Raw genomic sequence first — 16,383 nt, forward strand, 5'->3', positions numbered from 1 at the left:
GCGCGGGCGCATGATCCTACGTCAATAGCCCCTGCTCAAGCCCCGGCGAACGTAATCAGCGCCGGTCAGGCCCTTGACACCCCGCCGATCTCCTAATTTCCGTCACCGTCGTGGCCGAGCAGGAAATCCACCATAATGCCCTGGTGCTGCCGGTACATGTCGGCGCCGGTCGCGGTGATGCAGCCGATCTTGCGGGCCGCCGCAATGAACGGCGAGACCTCAGGCTTGGTGATTACGCAACCGCAATAGGCTGTTGGCACGAGCCGCGTGACATCGACCGGCAGCGGGTCGCCCTCTTTCATCCCTGCCGGCGTCGCATTGGCGACAAAGTCGAAGCCGGCGGGATCCACGCTCCCGAGCCGGGCGGGCGCCCTGCCAAGCCGGTTGAGCTGGTCGATCAGCGCGTCGCGGCGCTCGGCCGCGCTGTCGTGAACGGCGATCTCGCTGACACCCGCCTCGACCAGTGCCAGCGCGATGGCCGATCCGGCGCCACCGGCGCCGACCAGCGGCGCGCGCATGCCCCTGGGATCGATCCCCTTCGCCCGCGCGGCGCCGACGAAGCCGAGGCCATCCACCATGTCGCCATGCCAGGCGCCATCGGCGCGCCGGCGCATCAGGTTCACCGTGCGCAGGAAATGTGCACGCTCCGTCGCGCTGGCGCAGGCCTGGTAACAGGCGAATTTGTGCGGAATGGTCACGACGATGCCGTCGAGGTTCTTCAACCGCACCGCAACCGAGAGGAAATCTGGCAGATCGTGGGGCGCGACCTGAACGGGCGCGAGGATGCCATCATGGCCACGCGCGGCGAAGGCGGCCGTCACGCCCGCGGGCGAGCGCACCTGCGCAATGGGATCGCCGACGATGACGTAGAGCCGTGTCGCGCCGCTGAGTGTTGGGGTCATGCCGATCAAGCCAGGGCCGGAGAGCTGCCGGCCGCTGCCGCCTCATGGGTCAACTCCAATCCGTCCAGCCGGCCCTCCTTCCGCCACCGTTCCAGCAGCCGCAGGAACGCCACCGGCCCGCGCCAATATTGGCTGTTTCTCGCCGCGATCGGATCGAACACGCCTTCATTGTTGTAATAGCCGGGCGTGCATTCGGCGAGATAGGTCTGGCGCCCGACCGCTGCCTTGACAACTTCGTCGACCCAGGCGTTTTCCGCCTCGAGTGTTGGCTCCAGCGTGCGGGCTTTGCGCTTGCGCGCCTCTGCGATCACATAGGCAATGTGCTGCGACTGCTCGTCGATGATGTGCGGGAAGTTGGCGCTCTGGCCGGCCTGAACCGTGACGATCAGGAAGCAGTTGGGAAAGCCGCGGCTGTAGAAGCCGTGCAGCGTCTTGACGCCGTCGCGCCAGCGATCGCTCAGGCTCATGCCGCCGCGGCCATGGACCTCAAAACCCATGCGGCGGGCGTAGTCGGTGCCGACCTCGAAGCCGCTGGCATAGATCAGGCAGTCGAGCTCATGGGCCTTGCCGTCGACGATGACGGCATTTCCGGTGATGCGTTCGACGCCCCTGCCTTTGGTGTCCACGAGATGCACGTTGGGACGGTTGAACGTGTCGAGATATTCGTCGTGAAAGCACGGCCGCTTGCAGAACGCCTTGTACCAGGGCTTTAGCGCCGCCGCCGTCGCCTCGTCCTTCACCACCCGATCGACGCGGATGCGGATCTCCTCCATCTTGCGGTAGTCGGCCTGTTCGATCACCTTCAGCGCTTCCTCCATCGAGGTCACCGGCTGCGGCTGGCGGCGCGGCGCTAGCAGAATCTCGCCGAGCAGGCCGGTCCAGCCGTCCTGCACCAGATCCTGTTCGAACGGCTCGCCGGAGATCACCGCCGTGAAATTGTCCATGCGCTCGCGCTGCCAGCCCGGCGTCAGGCTCTTCGCCCAGACCTCGTCCGTCGGCCGATCGTCGCGCACGCCGATTGCGGACGGCGTGCGCTGGAAGACGTAGAGCTCCTTCGCGGAACGGCCGAGATGCGGCACGCACTGCACCGCGGTGGCGCCCGTTCCGATGATGCCGACGCGCTTGTCGGCAAGGTTGGAGAGACCGCCCTCGGCGTTGCCGCCGGTGTAGGCATAATCCCAGCGGCTGGTGTGGAAGCTGTGGCCCTTGAAGGTCTCGATGCCGGGAATCCCCGGTAGCTTCGGCCGGCTCAGCGGGCCGCCGGCGAGAATGACGAAGCGCGCGCGGATGCGATCGCCGCGATCGGTCTCGACCAGCCAGCGTGCGTCGTCTTCCCGCCATTCCATCCGCGAGATGATGGTCTGAAACAGCGCGCGCTCGTAGAGGCCGAAGTGGCGGCCGATGCGGCGCGAATGTTCGTAGATCTCGGGCGCGCGCGCATATTTGCGCACAGGCATGTAGCCGGTCTCTTCCAAGAGCGGCAGATAGATGTAGCTCTCGGTATCACAGGCCGCACCCGGATAGCGATTCCAGTACCAGGTGCCGCCGAAGTCGGCGGCCTTTTCCACGATCCGGAAATCATCAATGCCGGCTTCGCGCAGGCGCGCACCGCACAAGAGACCGCCGAAGCCACCGCCGACGATGACCACTTCGGTCTCTTCGCTGAAGGCCTCGCGCTTAAATTCCGCATCGGCCCAGGGATCGTCGAGATAGCGGGCAAAGCCGCCGGTCACCTCGACATATTGCGCCTTGCCTTCAGCGCGCAGGCGAAGGTCGCGCTCGTCCCGATAGCGCGCACGCAAGGTTGCGATGTCGATCGTAGACGTGCCGGCTGCGCCGGTCTTGTGTTTTTCCGCTGACATCCCTGTCCTCCACGGGCGAACGCTGCTTCGCCGGCAGCTCGCATCAATTAGCCCTGAAAAAGTGACGCACGCAATCACATCGCTCGTTTTTTGCGTGAAGGCGGCGCGACGTTCCGCTAGCTTGCACGGAAATCTACAAGCGCGCCGCGTAACGACGTGGCGATCTGGAGGAGATGATGCAGGGATTGATGATGGACATGCCGCTCCTGATCAGCGGCTTGATCCAGTATGCGGCCGACTATCACGGCGAAGCGGAGATCGTCGCGCGCGAGATCGAGGGCGACATCCATCGCTACACCTATGCGGACGCCCATCCGCGCATCAAGCGCATGGCGTTGGCCTTGAAGCGGCTTGGCATGAATCCCGGCGACCGCGTCGGCACGCTCGCCTGGAATACCCACCGTCATTTCGAAATGTTCTACGCCGCGCCCGGCATGGGCTACGTGCTGCATACCGTCAATCCGCGACTGTTTCCCGAGCAGCTCATCTACATCATCAACCATGCCGAAGACCGGCTGCTGTTCATCGACCGCGCCACGCTGCCGATCGTCGAGGCGATCGCGCCGCAGCTCAACACGATCGAAGCCTATGTCGTGATGACCTCGCGCGAGCGCATGCCGGAAACAACGCTTGCGAACGTGCATTGCTACGAGGAACTGCTGGAGAAGGAGAACGACGCCGGCTTCGCCTGGCCGCTGTTCGACGAAAAATCCGCCTCCACCATCTGCTACACCTCGGGTACGACGGGCAATCCCAAGGGCGTGATCTATTCGCACCGCGCCGCGATCCTGCAGGCCATGACCTGCTGCAATTTCGACTTCCTGCCGGGACATATCGAAGGCGTGCGCGAGGTAATGATGCCGATGGCGCCCCTCTTCCACGGCAATGGCTGGAACATGCCGTTCACCGCGCCCTACACCGGCTCGAAGCTGGTGCTGCCCGGCCGCAACTACGAGCCAGACAAGCTCTATGAACTGCTCGAGGGCGAGAAGGTGACGCTGTCGGCGGGCGTGCCGAGCTTCTGGCTGATCCTGCTCGACTGGCTGGGGCGCACCGGCAACAGGTTCACGAACTTGCGTGCAACGCTGTCGTCGGGCTCGGCGCCGCCGCGCGCGATGGTCGAGAAGCTCAAGCGCGAGTACGATGTCGATTACATCCAGGCCTGGGGCATGACCGAGGCCCTGGGCTGCTCGATGCCGGGCTTGCGGCCGGGCTCGGAGCATCTCAGCGACAAAGAGAAGTTCGACCGGCGCGTGGTGTCGGGCCGCGCCTGCTTCGGCACGAGCTTGCGCATCGTCGATGACGGCGGCAACGAGCTGCCCCGCGACGGCAAGACGGTCGGGCATTTGCGTGCTCGTGGGCCGTGGGTCGCCTCAGGCTACATGAAGCTCGACGCAGGCCTCGACCGCGACGGCTGGCTGGTCACCGGCGACATGGCCGTGATCGATGCCCAGGGCCACGTCACGCTGACCGACCGCTCCAAGGACGTGATCAAGTCCGGCGGCGAATGGATCTCCTCGATCCAGCTCGAGGACATCGCGCTCTCTCATCCCGAGGTGCTGCAAGCCGCCGTGGTCGCGATCACACACGAGAAATGGCAGGAACGTCCTTTGCTCCTCGTCGTCCGCAAGCAAGGCTCGACGCTCGACGGCAAGACGCTGCTCGACCATATGCGCCCGAGGGTCGCGAGTTGGTGGATGCCGGACGCCGTCGAATTCATGGACCAGTTTCCGATGACCGGCACCGGCAAGGTGCTGAAGTCGGCGCTGCGCGAGCAGTTCAGGGAGTACCGCGTCGGATAGGCCGCCGCACGATCGCGTCGCGGGCCGTCTCTGTCCGCGATCGTCTTCACCTTTTGGTAGATTCGCCGGCGATATATCGAGGCATCGCTAACGCTGGATCGAGGACACCATGGCGTTTTCCGGATTGGGCATGCATCTCGGCAATCTGTCGCGGCTGTCGAATGCGCTGACGCGTTCGATCAGCCCCGAGAATTTTACCGGCGACAAAGGCAAGGGCGGCATGTCCGTCGACGGCCCCGCGGCGCGCCAGGCACGCGACCTGGGCCAAGGCTGGAAGGTCTCGCCCTATGTCGTCATCGAACCGGGCACGACTTTCACGCTTGCGGACATCTCGGGCCAGGGCGCGATCCAGCAGATCTGGATGACGCTGGCGCGCGGGCGCCTGCGCCATTCGATCCTGCGGATCTACTGGGACGACCAGGAGCAGCCGAGCGTCGAATGCCCGGCCGGCGATTTCTTCGCCTGCGGATGGGAGGAGTTCGCGCAAGTGTCCTCGCTCGCGGTCTGCGTCAATCCCGGGCGCGCCTTCAATTGCTATTGGGAAATGCCGTTCCGCAAGCGCGCGCGCTTCACGCTGGAGAACCGCAGCGAGGAGCCGCTCACCGTCTACTACCAGATCAACTACACGCTGACCGACGTGCCCGAAGACTGCGCCTATTTCCACGCGCAGTTCCGCCGCACCAATCCGCTGCCGTACAGGGAGGTCTACACCATCCTCGACGGCGTGGCGGGGGCGGGCCACTATGTCGGCACCTACATGGCCTGGGGCGTTCACAACAACGGCTGGTGGGGCGAAGGCGAGATCAAGTTCTTCATCGATGACGACGGCGAATTTCCGACGATCTGCGGCACCGGCACGGAGGACTACTTTTGCGGCGCCTATAATTTCGATCCCTATGTCGCCCATTCCGGCCAGGGCCCCGCGCAGCAATCGCGCTACCAGGAATTCACGACGCCCTATGCCGGCCTGCCGCAGGTGATCCGCCCCGACGGCGTCTACAAGTCGCAGCAGCGCTTCGGCATGTACCGCTGGCACATCCCGGATCCGATCCGCTTCCGCTCCGATCTGCGTGTGACCATCCAGGCGCTAGGCTGGCTGCCCGGCACCAAGGAGCCCAAATATCTTCCACTGCAGGACGACATCGCCTCGGTCGCGTTCTGGTACCAGACGCTGCCGACGGTGCCGTTCCCAAAGCTGCCTGATCCGGACTATCTCGAAATCGGCTAAACCGCCGCTCATCGATCAAGGAGACGAAAGATGCTCTACCCGATGTCGCCAAAAGTCGTCGAGCTCAAGCGCAAGCTCGAAGGTTTCATGGATCGGCACATCTATCCGAACGAGGAGCGGTTCTATCGCGAGGCAGAGGAACTCGGGCCCTGGAAGGTCTATCCCGTCGTCGAGGAGCTCAAGCCGCTCGCACGCGCCGAGGGCCTCTGGAACCTGTTCCTGCCAGACTCCCATCATGGCGCAGGACTCACCAATCTCGAATATGCCCCGCTCTGCGAGGTGATGGGCCGCTCGCATCTCGCGCCCGAGGTGTTCAACTGCTCGGCGCCGGATACCGGCAACATGGAGGTGCTGGAGCGCTACGGCACGGAGAAGGACAAGGAGCGCTGGCTGAAGCCGCTCCTCGCTGGTGAAATCCGCTCCTGCTTCGCCATGACCGAGCCAGCGGTCGCCTCGTCGGACGCGACCAACATCGAGAGCTCGATCGTGCGCGACGGCGACCACTACGTCATCAACGGCCGCAAATGGTACACGACCAATGCGACCGACCCGCGCTGCAAGATCTGCATCTTCATGGGCAAGACCGATCCGGACAATCCGGACCGCCACAAGCAGCAGTCCATGATCCTGGTACCGATGGATACGCCGGGCATCGAGGTGAAACGTCCCCTGCCCGTGTTCGGCTTCTACGGCGTGCCCGATCGCGCCTCGGAGGTCGTCTTCACCAATGTGCGCGTGCCGAAGGAGAACATGCTGCTGGGCGAAGGCCGCGGCTTTGAGATCGCGCAGGGCCGCCTCGGCCCCGGCCGCATCCACCACTGCATGCGGCTGATAGGCCTTGCCGAACGCACGCTGGAGAAGATGTGCCGCCGCGTGCGCAGCCGCGTCGCCTTCGGCAAGCCGGTCTCCGAACAGACCGTGACTCAGGAGCGGATCGCCGAGGCCCGCATCATGATCGAGCAGGCGCGGCTGCTGACGCTGAACGCCGCCTACGCGATGGACACGGTCGGCAACAAGGTGGCGAAGGCCGAGATCGCGATGATCAAGGTCGCCGTGCCCAACATGGCCTGCCAGATCATCGACTGGGCGATCCAGGCCCATGGCGGCGGCGGCACGTCGAACGATTTTGGCCTGACGCAGGCCTACGCTACGGCCCGCCTGCTCCGCCTCGCGGACGGGCCGGACGAGGTCCACCGAAACCAGATCGCGCGGCTGGAGCTGAAGAAATATTCGAATGCCTGAACCGGCGTTGGCTCGTCGGCAAACAACGAAGCCAACGCATCGGCCTGGGGGGCTAATCGAAGCTTGGCGGCTCGTCGAACGTTGCTGACACACTCTGCTTCGACATTGCGTCGAGCATCGCTCCAAAGATGATGAACGGCAGATAAAACATAAGCATGATCGCATTCCTCCTGCTGTGACAACCTCGGCCTGCAGAGCCGAGTTCCTGAAATTGACACGCGCGAGCCCTGGAACATTCTCGTCACTTATCCGACTACCGACGAGAACGGACCACGGCGAGTATCAGGAACGCATCGCGTCGATCGCATGAGCGATCAAAACCATTGCGCTCGCGGCAATGAGAAACACAAACACCCAACTCACGTCCGCCTCCAACGCCGGGAGTGAACGCGCTCATCCATGCACAGTCAAAAACCATCGGTCTGGAACCGCAATTCAGCGGCTCGCTGATGCTTCGCGGCAACAAGTGCATCCGCTGTCGGCCCTATCGGCAGAATGCCAAAAGGAGCAACGCGCCAACCACGCAGGCCGCGAGGAATAAAAGCAAAACGCTCAATAGAGCTCCCCCGACTCACACACGTGCGTCAGGATTAGCCCTGCCATTTGGCATTGAAACCTTTGTTGCCAATTTTTCCCCAACCCAAACGCGCTGCCGTGCAATCGTTGCGTTAGTCCAATACCTCCACCGTCGCCGAGCGGCCGGCGACGAGCGACATGTTGTCGGGGACATTGTCCAGCGCGATGCGCACGGGAACGCGCTGGGCGAGGCGCACCCAGCTGAACGTCGGGTTGACGTTCGCGAGCAGGTTCGCGCCCTCGGCGCGGTCGCGGTCCTCGATGCCGGCCGCGATGCTCTCGACGTGACCGGTGAGCGTGACCTTCTCGCCCATCAGGCGTACCTGCACCTTGTCGCCGACGCGGATGCGCGCGAGTTTTGTCTCTTCGAAATAGCCCTCGACATGCAGCGTGTCGGTGTCGACCAGCGCCATCACGCCCTTGCCGGCCGTGACGTAAGCGCCGGGGCGCAAATCCATGTTGGTGATCACGCCGTTGACGGAGGCGCGGACCTCGCTGCGGTCGAGATTGAGCTGGGCCACCGCGCGATCGGCGACGGCCTGATCAAAGGCTGCCTTGGCCTGGAGCTGAGTGGCCAGAACCTGCTCCTGCTTCTGCTGTGACACCGCATCGGTCGTCAGCGCGCTGTAGCGCTTCAGGTCTGAATTGGCCTGATCGAGGGTCGCCTGGTGACCTGCGACAGCGGCGTCGGCCTGCCGCAACGCCAGGGCGAAACGTTCGCGATCGATCCGGAACAGCACATCGCCTCGACGGACTTTCTGGTTGTCCTTGACCAGCACCTCCGTGACGAAGCCGGACACGTCGGGCGCGACCTGGACCACGTCGGCGCGCACGCGGCCATCACGCGTCCACGGCGAGTCCATGTAGTAGACCCAAAGCTCGCGGCCGACGAAAAGCGCCGCGACGACGACAATAACGGTCAGCGCAAGGCGGCCGAGCCAGCCAAGATTCGCTTTCATGGCAGAAACTCCGAGAGATAGACGACGCCGCCCAACAGGCAGACGAACAGCGCGAAATCGAACAGCGCGCGGTGCCAGACCAGCCGGTAGAGGTCGAAGCGCAGCATCAGCCGGCGAAGGAAGGCGCTCAGCACATAGGCGACGATGATCCACAGGAGCAGCGCCGGCACGAGCACACCGTAGATGTCGATCTGATATCTCATGCCGCAACACTCTCCCCTGAGCGCGGCCGATAGGCCGGCGCATCCGGAAACAGGCCGCGCCGGATGCCGACGAGGCCGATCAGGGCGTCTTCGCGCGCCTGGTCATTGGGGTCCTTGACGGCCCGGGCCAGCGCCCGATCGACGCTCGTCAGCAGCTCCGACGGCATGCCGCCACCCGAATAGCTGCGGCAGGCCGTGGCGAGTTGGTCGAGCATGTCGTCGATGACGTGAATGGTCGATGCCGCAAGCCCATAGCGGGCGCGACGGAGGTCGATGATGTTGATCCCGATGCGGAGCTGGGCCAGGCTGTCGGCATCGCGGCGATCGCTCTCGGACAGGAAGGCGATACGCTGCACCAGCAGTCCGAGCCGGTGCAACATCAGGCCCGCAAACTCCGCGCGGTCGCGCTTGCCGCGACGTTCGGCGGCGACCGCAAGCGTCTTCCAGCTCGACGACACCAGACGATTGGCGATCCATTCCGCACCCACGCCGCGCGCGATCCGAGTCACGAGCTCGGCGATGACGACACCGACGAAGAAAGCGACCGCGGAATTGGCGTAAGACGCAAAATCCGCGCTGTAGGTCGACTGCAGCGCGAGCAGCGTCGCCGTATTGGCCGCGAGCGCCATGCCGGTTCCAGCTGTCGCCGGCCGTGCGATCAGGAAACCGTAGAGCAGGAAGGTCGGCGCCAGCGCGACGACAAGGACCTCGATGTGGGAGATCGCGGGCACCAGCGCGAACAGGTAGACCGCGACGACCACGATCGCGACCAGCGACCACAGGCCAAAGCTGCGGATGAAGCGTGCGGGTTCGTCCTGCGCGGCGAAGAACGAACAGGCCACCGCCGCCATCATCGGCGCCGACGCCCCGTCCGGCCAACCGGTCCCGATCCAGAACGCGCAGCAGATCAGGATGGCGATGGCCGCGCCTGCCGCGGACCAAAGAGCAAGGCCGCGATCCCGGTGGCGCACGGGTGCCGCGCCGGCCTCGGAATGAAAGGCCAGATCGAGCGTCGATATGTTGCGGCTATCGGCAATCGCCTCGCTCAGCGTACGGCAGTCGCGCGAGAGATCGACGAGCTCCCGCAGCCGCGACAACAGGCTGGTGGTGATGATCCGCTCCCAGGATGCGCTGTCATCGAGGACCGCCTGCCGCTCGGCGATCTGCGCGCTGATCCGGTCAGCCGGCTGCCGTGCGCCGACGTCGCTAGTGATCCATTGCGCGAGGTCCCCAAGAAGCTGCTTCAATTCGGGATGCCGACGCAAGGCTTCCTCGCCGAGCGCGGCCAGCCGGTCCTCGAGCGAGGCGATCACCGGCAGCAGCATCAGCATGCGCAGGCGGATCTCGCCGAGGCCACGCACGGCATTGCTGTCGCTCAGCCGGTCATAGGCGAGATGGGTGGAGAGCGTGTCGATCTCGACGATGTCGGTCGCGAGCTTGACGCGCTTGGCGCGGCGCGTTTCTTTCGTGCCCTCGCGCAGCAGCACGACCTGGCTGAGGCGGCGTGCATCCAACAGCCAGCTATCGACGCGACCCGCCACCGCAGGCGCGACGCTGCGGGGGAATATGATGGTGGAGACGAGGCTGGCGCAGATGATGCCGAGGGAGATTTCCTCGAGCCTCGCCACCGCCGTGTCGAAGATGTTGCCGGGCTCGGACACGGAGGGAAAGCCGATCAGCGCGACGGTATATCCGGCCAGCATGAAGACGTAGCTGCGCGGCGTGCCGTCGAGCAGCGACAGATAGAGGCAGAGCCCGACCCAGAGCGCGATCGCGAGGCACAGCAGTTCCGGCGCGTTGATGAGGTTGGGCACCAGCGCCACCGTCATCGTCGCTCCGATCAGCGTGCCCATCACGCGAAAAAAGGCTTTCGAGCTGGTCGCGCCCGCCAGCGGCTGCGAGGTGATGTAGACGGTCGCCATCGCCCAATAGGGCCGCGGCAGGTCCATCGCCAGCGCGATGACGAGCGCGAGCATCGACGCGCAAAACGTCTTCAAAGCGAAAATGAGGTCCGCGTGGCGGACCAGGAACGGCTCTTCCGCGCGCATGGCTACTTCGCCTCTGGAAGAAACTTCGCGTCATGCAGGCGGCTGGCCCGCTGTTCGATGCGCTGGAGCGTCTCGAAGGTTATCGCAAGTTCCTCGGGCCCGATATCCTTGAGCAGGCTTGCCCGCACCCGGCGCAGCACCCGGTTGGTCTCCTCGACCTTGGCCTCGCCCGCTTTCGTGAGATGTAGCGTTTTGGCACGCCGGTCGGTCGGATCCTCGCGGCGTTCCACCAGGCCCTCGGCCTCGAGCAGGTCGATCAGCCGGACCAGCGACGGCCCCTCGATCCCCAATTCATCGGCGAGCACGCCCTGGCGGACATTTTCCCCTTGGCGCGACAGCACCAGAAGCGGAATCGCGGTCGCATAGGACAGGCCGTGCTCGGACAGTGCCTGATCCGACTCGCGTCGCCAGATGCGGCCGAGGCGCGTGATGAGCCGGCCGATCTCGGCATGGATATGAGCCTGCGATGGAGCCATGCAAATTAGATAGGACACGAACTATTAGCTTGCAACTATATACCCCGGATACAGACCGAGCGATCACGAGAAAGCGAGCGAGGACCGCGCGATATGGGTTCCACGGCAGAGGCACGGGAGGCGATTGCGAGCGAAAGCGCGCTGACGCTGGTGCCGACCTTCGTCGTCGTGGCCGTGGATGCCACCGGAATGGGCATCATCCTGCCGCTTCTGCCGTTCTATTCGCAGCGGCTCGGCGCCTCTCCGTTCCTGATCGGCGCGCTGATCTCGGCCTATGCCGTCTGCCAGCTCATCGCGGGTCCTGTGGTCGGCATGCTCTCGGACCGCTATGGCCGCCGAAAAGTTCTGGTTGTGAGCCAGATCGGGACTTTCGTCGGATTCGTGCTGCTTGCGCTCGCCGGCAACCTGACGCTGGTGTTTTTGGCGCGCATCATCGACGGCCTGACCTCAGGCAACATCTCGGTCGCGCACGCCTATGCCGCCGAGCACAGCGCGCCCGCGACGCGCAAGCAGGCGCTCGGCATGACCAGCGGGGCGATCGGAACGGGACTGCTGGTCGGCCCAGCGCTGTCGAGCCTTCTTGTCCGCTACGGCGAAACCGCGCCGGTGTGGGCCGCGGCCGCGCTCTCGTTGATCAGCATCCTTGCGACGATCGCCCTGCTCCCGCCCGACCATCCGGCGTCCGAACCGCTGTACCAGCACCGCGTGCCCGAGCCGACACTGACCCGCTCGGTGCTAGGCATGCGCTACGCCTGGCGGCTGCTCGGCCTGCTCATCGTGTTCTTCTTCGTCAACTCGATGTTCCTGTCGCAGATCGGGCTGTTCCTGTCGGCACGGTTTTCCTGGGACGGACATCCTTTCGGCGCACGCGAGCTCGGCTGGATGTTCGCCTATGCCGGCTTCATCAACATGATCGTCCAGGGCCTTCTGATCACCCGCGCGAACCTGATCGCGTCCGACCGGAGCATCGTCGTGGCGGCGTTCGCCTGCATGGGGCTGGGATTTGCCGGGCTTGCGGCTGGGAGCAGCATCGGCCTGCTCGCGATCGAGCTGACGCTGATCATCGTCGGCACCATGTTCGCCCGCAGCACGCTGACGGCGGAGCTGTCGCGCAGTACCGCGATCAACCGCCAGGGCATGATCATGGGCCTCAATCAATCGCTGATGTCCGGGGCGAACATCAGCGCCCCGCTCGTCAGCGGCGCGCTGATCGGCCATCGGCTGTTCGTCGCCTGGGCGCTGGTGATGGCTGTGATCGCGGCCATCGGCGCGGCGCTGGCGCGGCAGTTGCTCGACACCCCGCGGACGCGCTAGCGCCCTCGCCTTTAGTTCACCACGTAGACGTCCGGGTCGAAGCTCGAGTTCGGCTTCTTGAAGGCATTGCGCAGAGCCGCCGACATCGGGACATTGTAGTTGAGGCCGTTCGGCGGCGTCGGCGATTGCAGCCACTTCTTGTAGAGCACCTCGATCTCCGGGCTCGCATAGAGTTCCGCGGTCGCGCGGTCGGCGAGCGCCTTGAACGGGGCATCCTCCCGCCGCAGCATGATCCCGTAGGGCTCGGGCTTCGAGAAGGTCTCCTCGCTGATCATGAACAGCGACGGCTCCTTCGATCGCGCGATGGCGACTGCAAGCTGCACGTCGTCCAGCGCGTAGGCCTGTGCACGGTCGGTCTCCAGCAACAGGAAGGCCTCTGCCTGGTCCTGGGCCGGCATCACTTTGATGCCGAGATTACGCTCGGTGTTGACCTTGGCGAGTTGCGTCAGATTGACCGATCCCGCCACCGCCGTGACCGCCTTGCCCTTGAGGTCGTCGATCGTGTTGATCTTTGCGGCCTTCTTGGCGGCGAACCGCGTTGCGCTGAGGAAATGCGTATTGGTGAAGGCGACCTGCTTCTGGCGATCGGCATTGTTGGTCGTCGCCGAGCAGTGCAGATCGAGGGTGCCGTTGACCATCAGCGGAATGCGATTCGACGACGTCACCGCAAGGTAGTCCACGGCGATGTCGGGCATGCCCAGGTTTTTCTTCACGGCATCCACGATCTTGAGGCAGATATCCATGGCGAAGCCGACCGGCTTCTGATCTCCGTCCAGATAGCTGAAGGGAACGGAAGCCTCCTGATAGCCCAGCGTGATCTTCTTCGTCTCCTTGACCTTCTGGAGCGTCCCCGAGAGATCTTCGGCCGAGGCGGCACTCGCAAGACAGGTGACGGCCAAGAGAACGGTCGGTAGACGCATCGGGTGCTCCTAAGGGATCATCACCTGCGCCTTCATAGCGAAGCGCAGTCGCGCAGGTGATAGCCCAGCAGCGGAACAATCGCCAGACCAGGCTGCGTCTACCAGCTATCGCGCTTTTCTATGGATTATGGCGAACGAGGCCTGCGCGCGCCTCAGAATCAACTAGCAGTATATATGCCGGCTCCCGCTCAGCGCGCGGCGGCAGCAATTCGCGCGAAAATCGCTTCCGCAGTGGCGCGACTGCCCACAATTTAGTGCTGCCTCTACCCGCAGCTTTCGCTAGGCTAGCTCACCTGAAATCCGACGCCATGACCACCCAGACCGCCTACGACCTGATCTTCCGTAACGCGCTATTGCGATCATCCGCCACACCCGTAGATATCGGCGTGAAGGGCGGGCGGATCGCCGCGATCGAGCCCACACTTTCCTGCGAGGCCATCGAAATCGATATCGGCGGCCGACTGGCCCTGCCCGGCTTCGTCGACACCCACATCCATCTCGACAAGGCCTGCCTGCTGGGCCGCTGCGACCACGATCACGGCAGCCTCGGCGATGCCATCCGCGCCGTATCGGCGATGAAGCGCGACTTCACCGTGGAGGACGTCTATGCGCGCGGCGCCCGGGTGATCGAACGGGCGATCGTTCATGGCACGACGCGCATGCGTACGCATGTCGAGATCGACCCGCGCATCGGTTTGCGCAGTTTCGAGGCCGTGAAGGCGCTCAAGCGCGACTATGCCTGGGCGCTCGATCTCTCTCTCTGCGTCTTTCCGCAGGAAGGCCTGACCAACGATCCCGGCAGCGAGGAGCTGCTCGTCCAGGCGCTGCGCGACGGCGGCGAGGTGATCGGCGGCTGCCCCTATACGGATACCGACCCGCACGCGCATCTCGAACGCATCTTCGATCTCGCGCAGGAGTTCGATGTCGACGTCGATCTCCATCTCGATTTCGATCTCGATCCGTCCTGGTCGCATCTCGATGAAGTCTGCCGGCTGACCGAGCGGCGCAACTATGGAGGCCGCGTAGCCATCGGCCACGCCACAAAGCTCTCGGCGCTGCCGCCGGAGCGCCTGAAATCCGTCACGTCACAATTGGCAAGAGCCGGCATCGCCGTCACCGTGCTGCCCGCCACCGATCTCTATCTGATGGGACGCGAAGCCACCCACAATGCCCCGCGCGGACTGACGCTCGCCCACAAGCTCGCGGCCGACGACGTCGTGTGCTCGGTCGCAACCAACAATGTGCTCAATCCCTTCACGCCGTTCGGCGATGCCTCGCTGCTGCGGATGGCGAATTTCTACGCCAATGTCGCACATGCCTCGGTCGCCGATTTCGACACCTGCCTCGATCTCGTCACCGAGCTACCGGCGCGCCTGATGAACCTGACGGACTACGGCATCAAGGTCGGGAACCCTGCCGACCTCGTCGCGCTCGACACGCAGGACAGCCGCTTCGCCATCGCCGAGCTTCCGGACATCGTGATGGGCTTCAAGAACGGTCGGAAGACGTTTGAGCGGCAACGGCCGGCGCTCTTTCACCCCTCGCGGCCGAGCGGCGCGCGCGCCTGATTTTTGCGCGTATTGTGCAGCAACCAGAGCTGCGCAACTATGCAGCCAAGACAAGACAAAAGAGGATGAGCGGGATGACCTTCGACACGATCTTCCTGAATGCCCGCTTCGACGACGGTTCCGCACATCACATCGCGGTCAAGGACGGCCGCTTCGCCGCAATCACGACCGCTGACGAACACCCCGCCGCGACAGAGACGATCGACCTCGGCAACGCCCTCGTCGTTCCCGGCTTTGTCGAGGGTCATATCCATCTCGACACCAGCTTCTATGGCGACGCCTGGCGGCCGCACAAACCATGCACCAACGGCTTCGACGTGCGCGAGCGCGTCGCCTTCCAGGCCCAGAACATGGCCGAGGCCGCTCCGATGGATGTTCGCGCGCGCAACCAGCTCGATCTCTGCATCGGACATGGCTCCACGCAGATGCGCAGCCATGTCATGGTCGACGGTTCGGTCGGCCTGAAATCGCTCGAGACGATCCTGCGCGTGCGGGAGGAATACAGGCGCCTGATCGACATCCAGCTCGTCGCCTTTCCGCAGAGCGGCATTCTGGCAAGCCCCGGCACGCCGCAATTGCTGGACGAGGCCATCAGGCTCGGCGCCAACGTCGTCGGCGGACTCGATCCCGCGAGCTTCGATCGCGAGGTCGAGAAGCATCTCGACGTCGTCTTCGGCGTGGCCGGCAGGCACGGCGTCGATGTCGATATTCATCTGCACGACGCCGGCACGCTCGGCGCTTTCGAGATCGAGCAGATCGCGGCGCGCACGCGCGCGCTCGGCATGGAAGGCCATGTCGCGATCAGCCACGCTTACGGGCTCGGCGACATCACGCTCGATCATCTCAAAGGTATCGCCGACATCCTCGCCCGCTCCGGCGTCGCCATCATGACCAACGCGCCCGGCGCCCGCCCCTTCCCGCCGGTCCTCGCCTTACGCAATGCCGGCGTGACCGTCTTCAGCGGCAACGACAACATTCGCGACTCCTGGTGGCCTTATGGTGACGGTGACATGCTGCGCCGTGCGACGACCATCGGCTACCGCTCGGGCTTCAACGTCGACGAAGAGCTGCGCGTCGCTTTCGATGTCGTCACCGAGGCCGGCGCGAAGGCGCTTCGGCTCGAGGGTTACGGCCTTAAGGTCGGCGCAAAGGCCGATTTCGTGACGCTGAATGCGGAGCATGTGCCCGAAGCGGTCGTCGCTTGCCCGGCGGCGCGCTCAGTCTACAAGGACGGCAAGCTCGTCGCATCGAATGGCAAGATTGTCGGGAAGCGCAAGTGACGG

The 16,383-nt window shown here is 64.4% G+C and carries 13 protein-coding genes; 6 read left to right on the forward strand and 7 right to left on the reverse strand.

Annotated features, from left to right (window positions below; genetic code table 11):
* Positions 1-92: 92 nt before the first annotated feature.
* Both K289_RS0111480 and K289_RS0111485 read right to left on the reverse strand, forming a co-directional pair.
* Positions 93-902: a shikimate dehydrogenase gene (locus K289_RS0111480; RefSeq protein WP_027551642.1), complete on the reverse strand. Its 810-nt coding sequence runs from the start codon at positions 900-902 to the stop codon at positions 93-95.
* A 5-nt stretch (positions 903-907) separates the two neighbouring features.
* Positions 908-2,764, reverse strand: a complete 1,857-nt coding sequence (locus tag K289_RS0111485) for an NAD(P)/FAD-dependent oxidoreductase (RefSeq protein WP_027551643.1) — start codon at positions 2,762-2,764, stop codon at positions 908-910.
* 176 nt (positions 2,765-2,940) lie between these two features.
* Here K289_RS0111485 and K289_RS0111490 point away from each other — a divergent pair, with 176 nt between their 5' ends.
* The 3 genes from K289_RS0111490 (at position 2,941) to K289_RS0111500 (ending at position 7,036) form a co-directional block, all read left to right on the forward strand.
* Positions 2,941-4,566 carry a long-chain fatty acid--CoA ligase gene (locus tag K289_RS0111490; RefSeq protein ID WP_027551644.1) on the forward strand — a complete coding sequence of 542 codons (1,626 nt, stop codon included), beginning with the start codon at positions 2,941-2,943 and terminating at the stop codon, positions 4,564-4,566.
* A gap of 109 nt (positions 4,567-4,675) precedes the next feature.
* Positions 4,676-5,794 (forward strand): glycoside hydrolase family 172 protein, encoded by a 1,119-nt coding sequence (locus K289_RS0111495; protein WP_027551645.1) that lies wholly within the window; start codon positions 4,676-4,678, stop codon positions 5,792-5,794.
* 30 nt (positions 5,795-5,824) lie between these two features.
* Positions 5,825-7,036 (forward strand): acyl-CoA dehydrogenase family protein, encoded by a 1,212-nt coding sequence (locus K289_RS0111500; protein ID WP_027551646.1) that lies wholly within the window; start codon positions 5,825-5,827, stop codon positions 7,034-7,036.
* A gap of 668 nt (positions 7,037-7,704) precedes the next feature.
* Here the strand turns inward: K289_RS0111500 and K289_RS0111510 are convergent.
* The 4 genes from K289_RS0111510 to K289_RS0111525 are packed head-to-tail and all read right to left on the reverse strand — an operon-like array spanning position 7,705 to position 11,298.
* Positions 7,705-8,571: an HlyD family secretion protein gene (locus K289_RS0111510; RefSeq protein ID WP_027551647.1), complete on the reverse strand. Its 867-nt coding sequence runs from the start codon at positions 8,569-8,571 to the stop codon at positions 7,705-7,707.
* Positions 8,568-8,774, reverse strand: a complete 207-nt coding sequence (locus tag K289_RS0111515; protein WP_027551648.1) for a DUF1656 domain-containing protein — start codon at positions 8,772-8,774, stop codon at positions 8,568-8,570. Before K289_RS0111515 ends, K289_RS0111510 begins: the two co-directional genes overlap by 4 nt.
* The gene (locus tag K289_RS0111520; protein WP_027551649.1) at positions 8,771-10,822 is read right to left on the reverse strand and encodes an FUSC family protein; all 2,052 of its coding nucleotides are present in this window, start codon (positions 10,820-10,822) and stop codon (positions 8,771-8,773) included. The genes K289_RS0111515 and K289_RS0111520 overlap by 4 nt, the downstream gene beginning before the upstream one ends.
* A 2-nt stretch (positions 10,823-10,824) precedes the next feature.
* Positions 10,825-11,298 (reverse strand): MarR family winged helix-turn-helix transcriptional regulator, encoded by a 474-nt coding sequence (locus K289_RS0111525; protein WP_027551650.1) that lies wholly within the window; start codon positions 11,296-11,298, stop codon positions 10,825-10,827.
* Between the two features lie 48 nt (positions 11,299-11,346).
* On the opposite strand from K289_RS0111525, the gene K289_RS0111530 reads away from it, so the two are divergent.
* Positions 11,347-12,612 (forward strand): MFS transporter, encoded by a 1,266-nt coding sequence (locus tag K289_RS0111530; RefSeq protein WP_371260806.1) that lies wholly within the window; start codon positions 11,347-11,349, stop codon positions 12,610-12,612.
* Between the two features lie 11 nt (positions 12,613-12,623).
* Here the strand turns inward: K289_RS0111530 and K289_RS0111535 are convergent, their stop codons facing one another.
* Positions 12,624-13,532: an amino acid ABC transporter substrate-binding protein gene (locus K289_RS0111535; protein ID WP_027551652.1), complete on the reverse strand. Its 909-nt coding sequence runs from the start codon at positions 13,530-13,532 to the stop codon at positions 12,624-12,626.
* A gap of 308 nt (positions 13,533-13,840) precedes the next feature.
* On the opposite strand from K289_RS0111535, the gene K289_RS0111540 reads away from it, so the two are divergent.
* A complete protein-coding gene (locus tag K289_RS0111540; RefSeq protein ID WP_027551653.1) occupies positions 13,841-15,100 on the forward strand; it encodes an amidohydrolase family protein in 1,260 nt (419 codons plus the stop codon).
* A 74-nt stretch (positions 15,101-15,174) separates the two neighbouring features.
* On the forward strand, positions 15,175-16,380 hold the full coding sequence (locus K289_RS0111545) for an amidohydrolase family protein (RefSeq protein WP_027551654.1): 1,206 nt from the start codon (positions 15,175-15,177) through the stop codon (positions 16,378-16,380).
* The last annotated feature ends 3 nt before the right edge of the window (positions 16,381-16,383 follow it).

It is taken from the genome of Bradyrhizobium sp. Cp5.3 (genome assembly GCF_000426265.1).
GTDB classification, from domain to species: domain Bacteria; phylum Pseudomonadota; class Alphaproteobacteria; order Rhizobiales; family Xanthobacteraceae; genus Bradyrhizobium; species Bradyrhizobium neotropicale.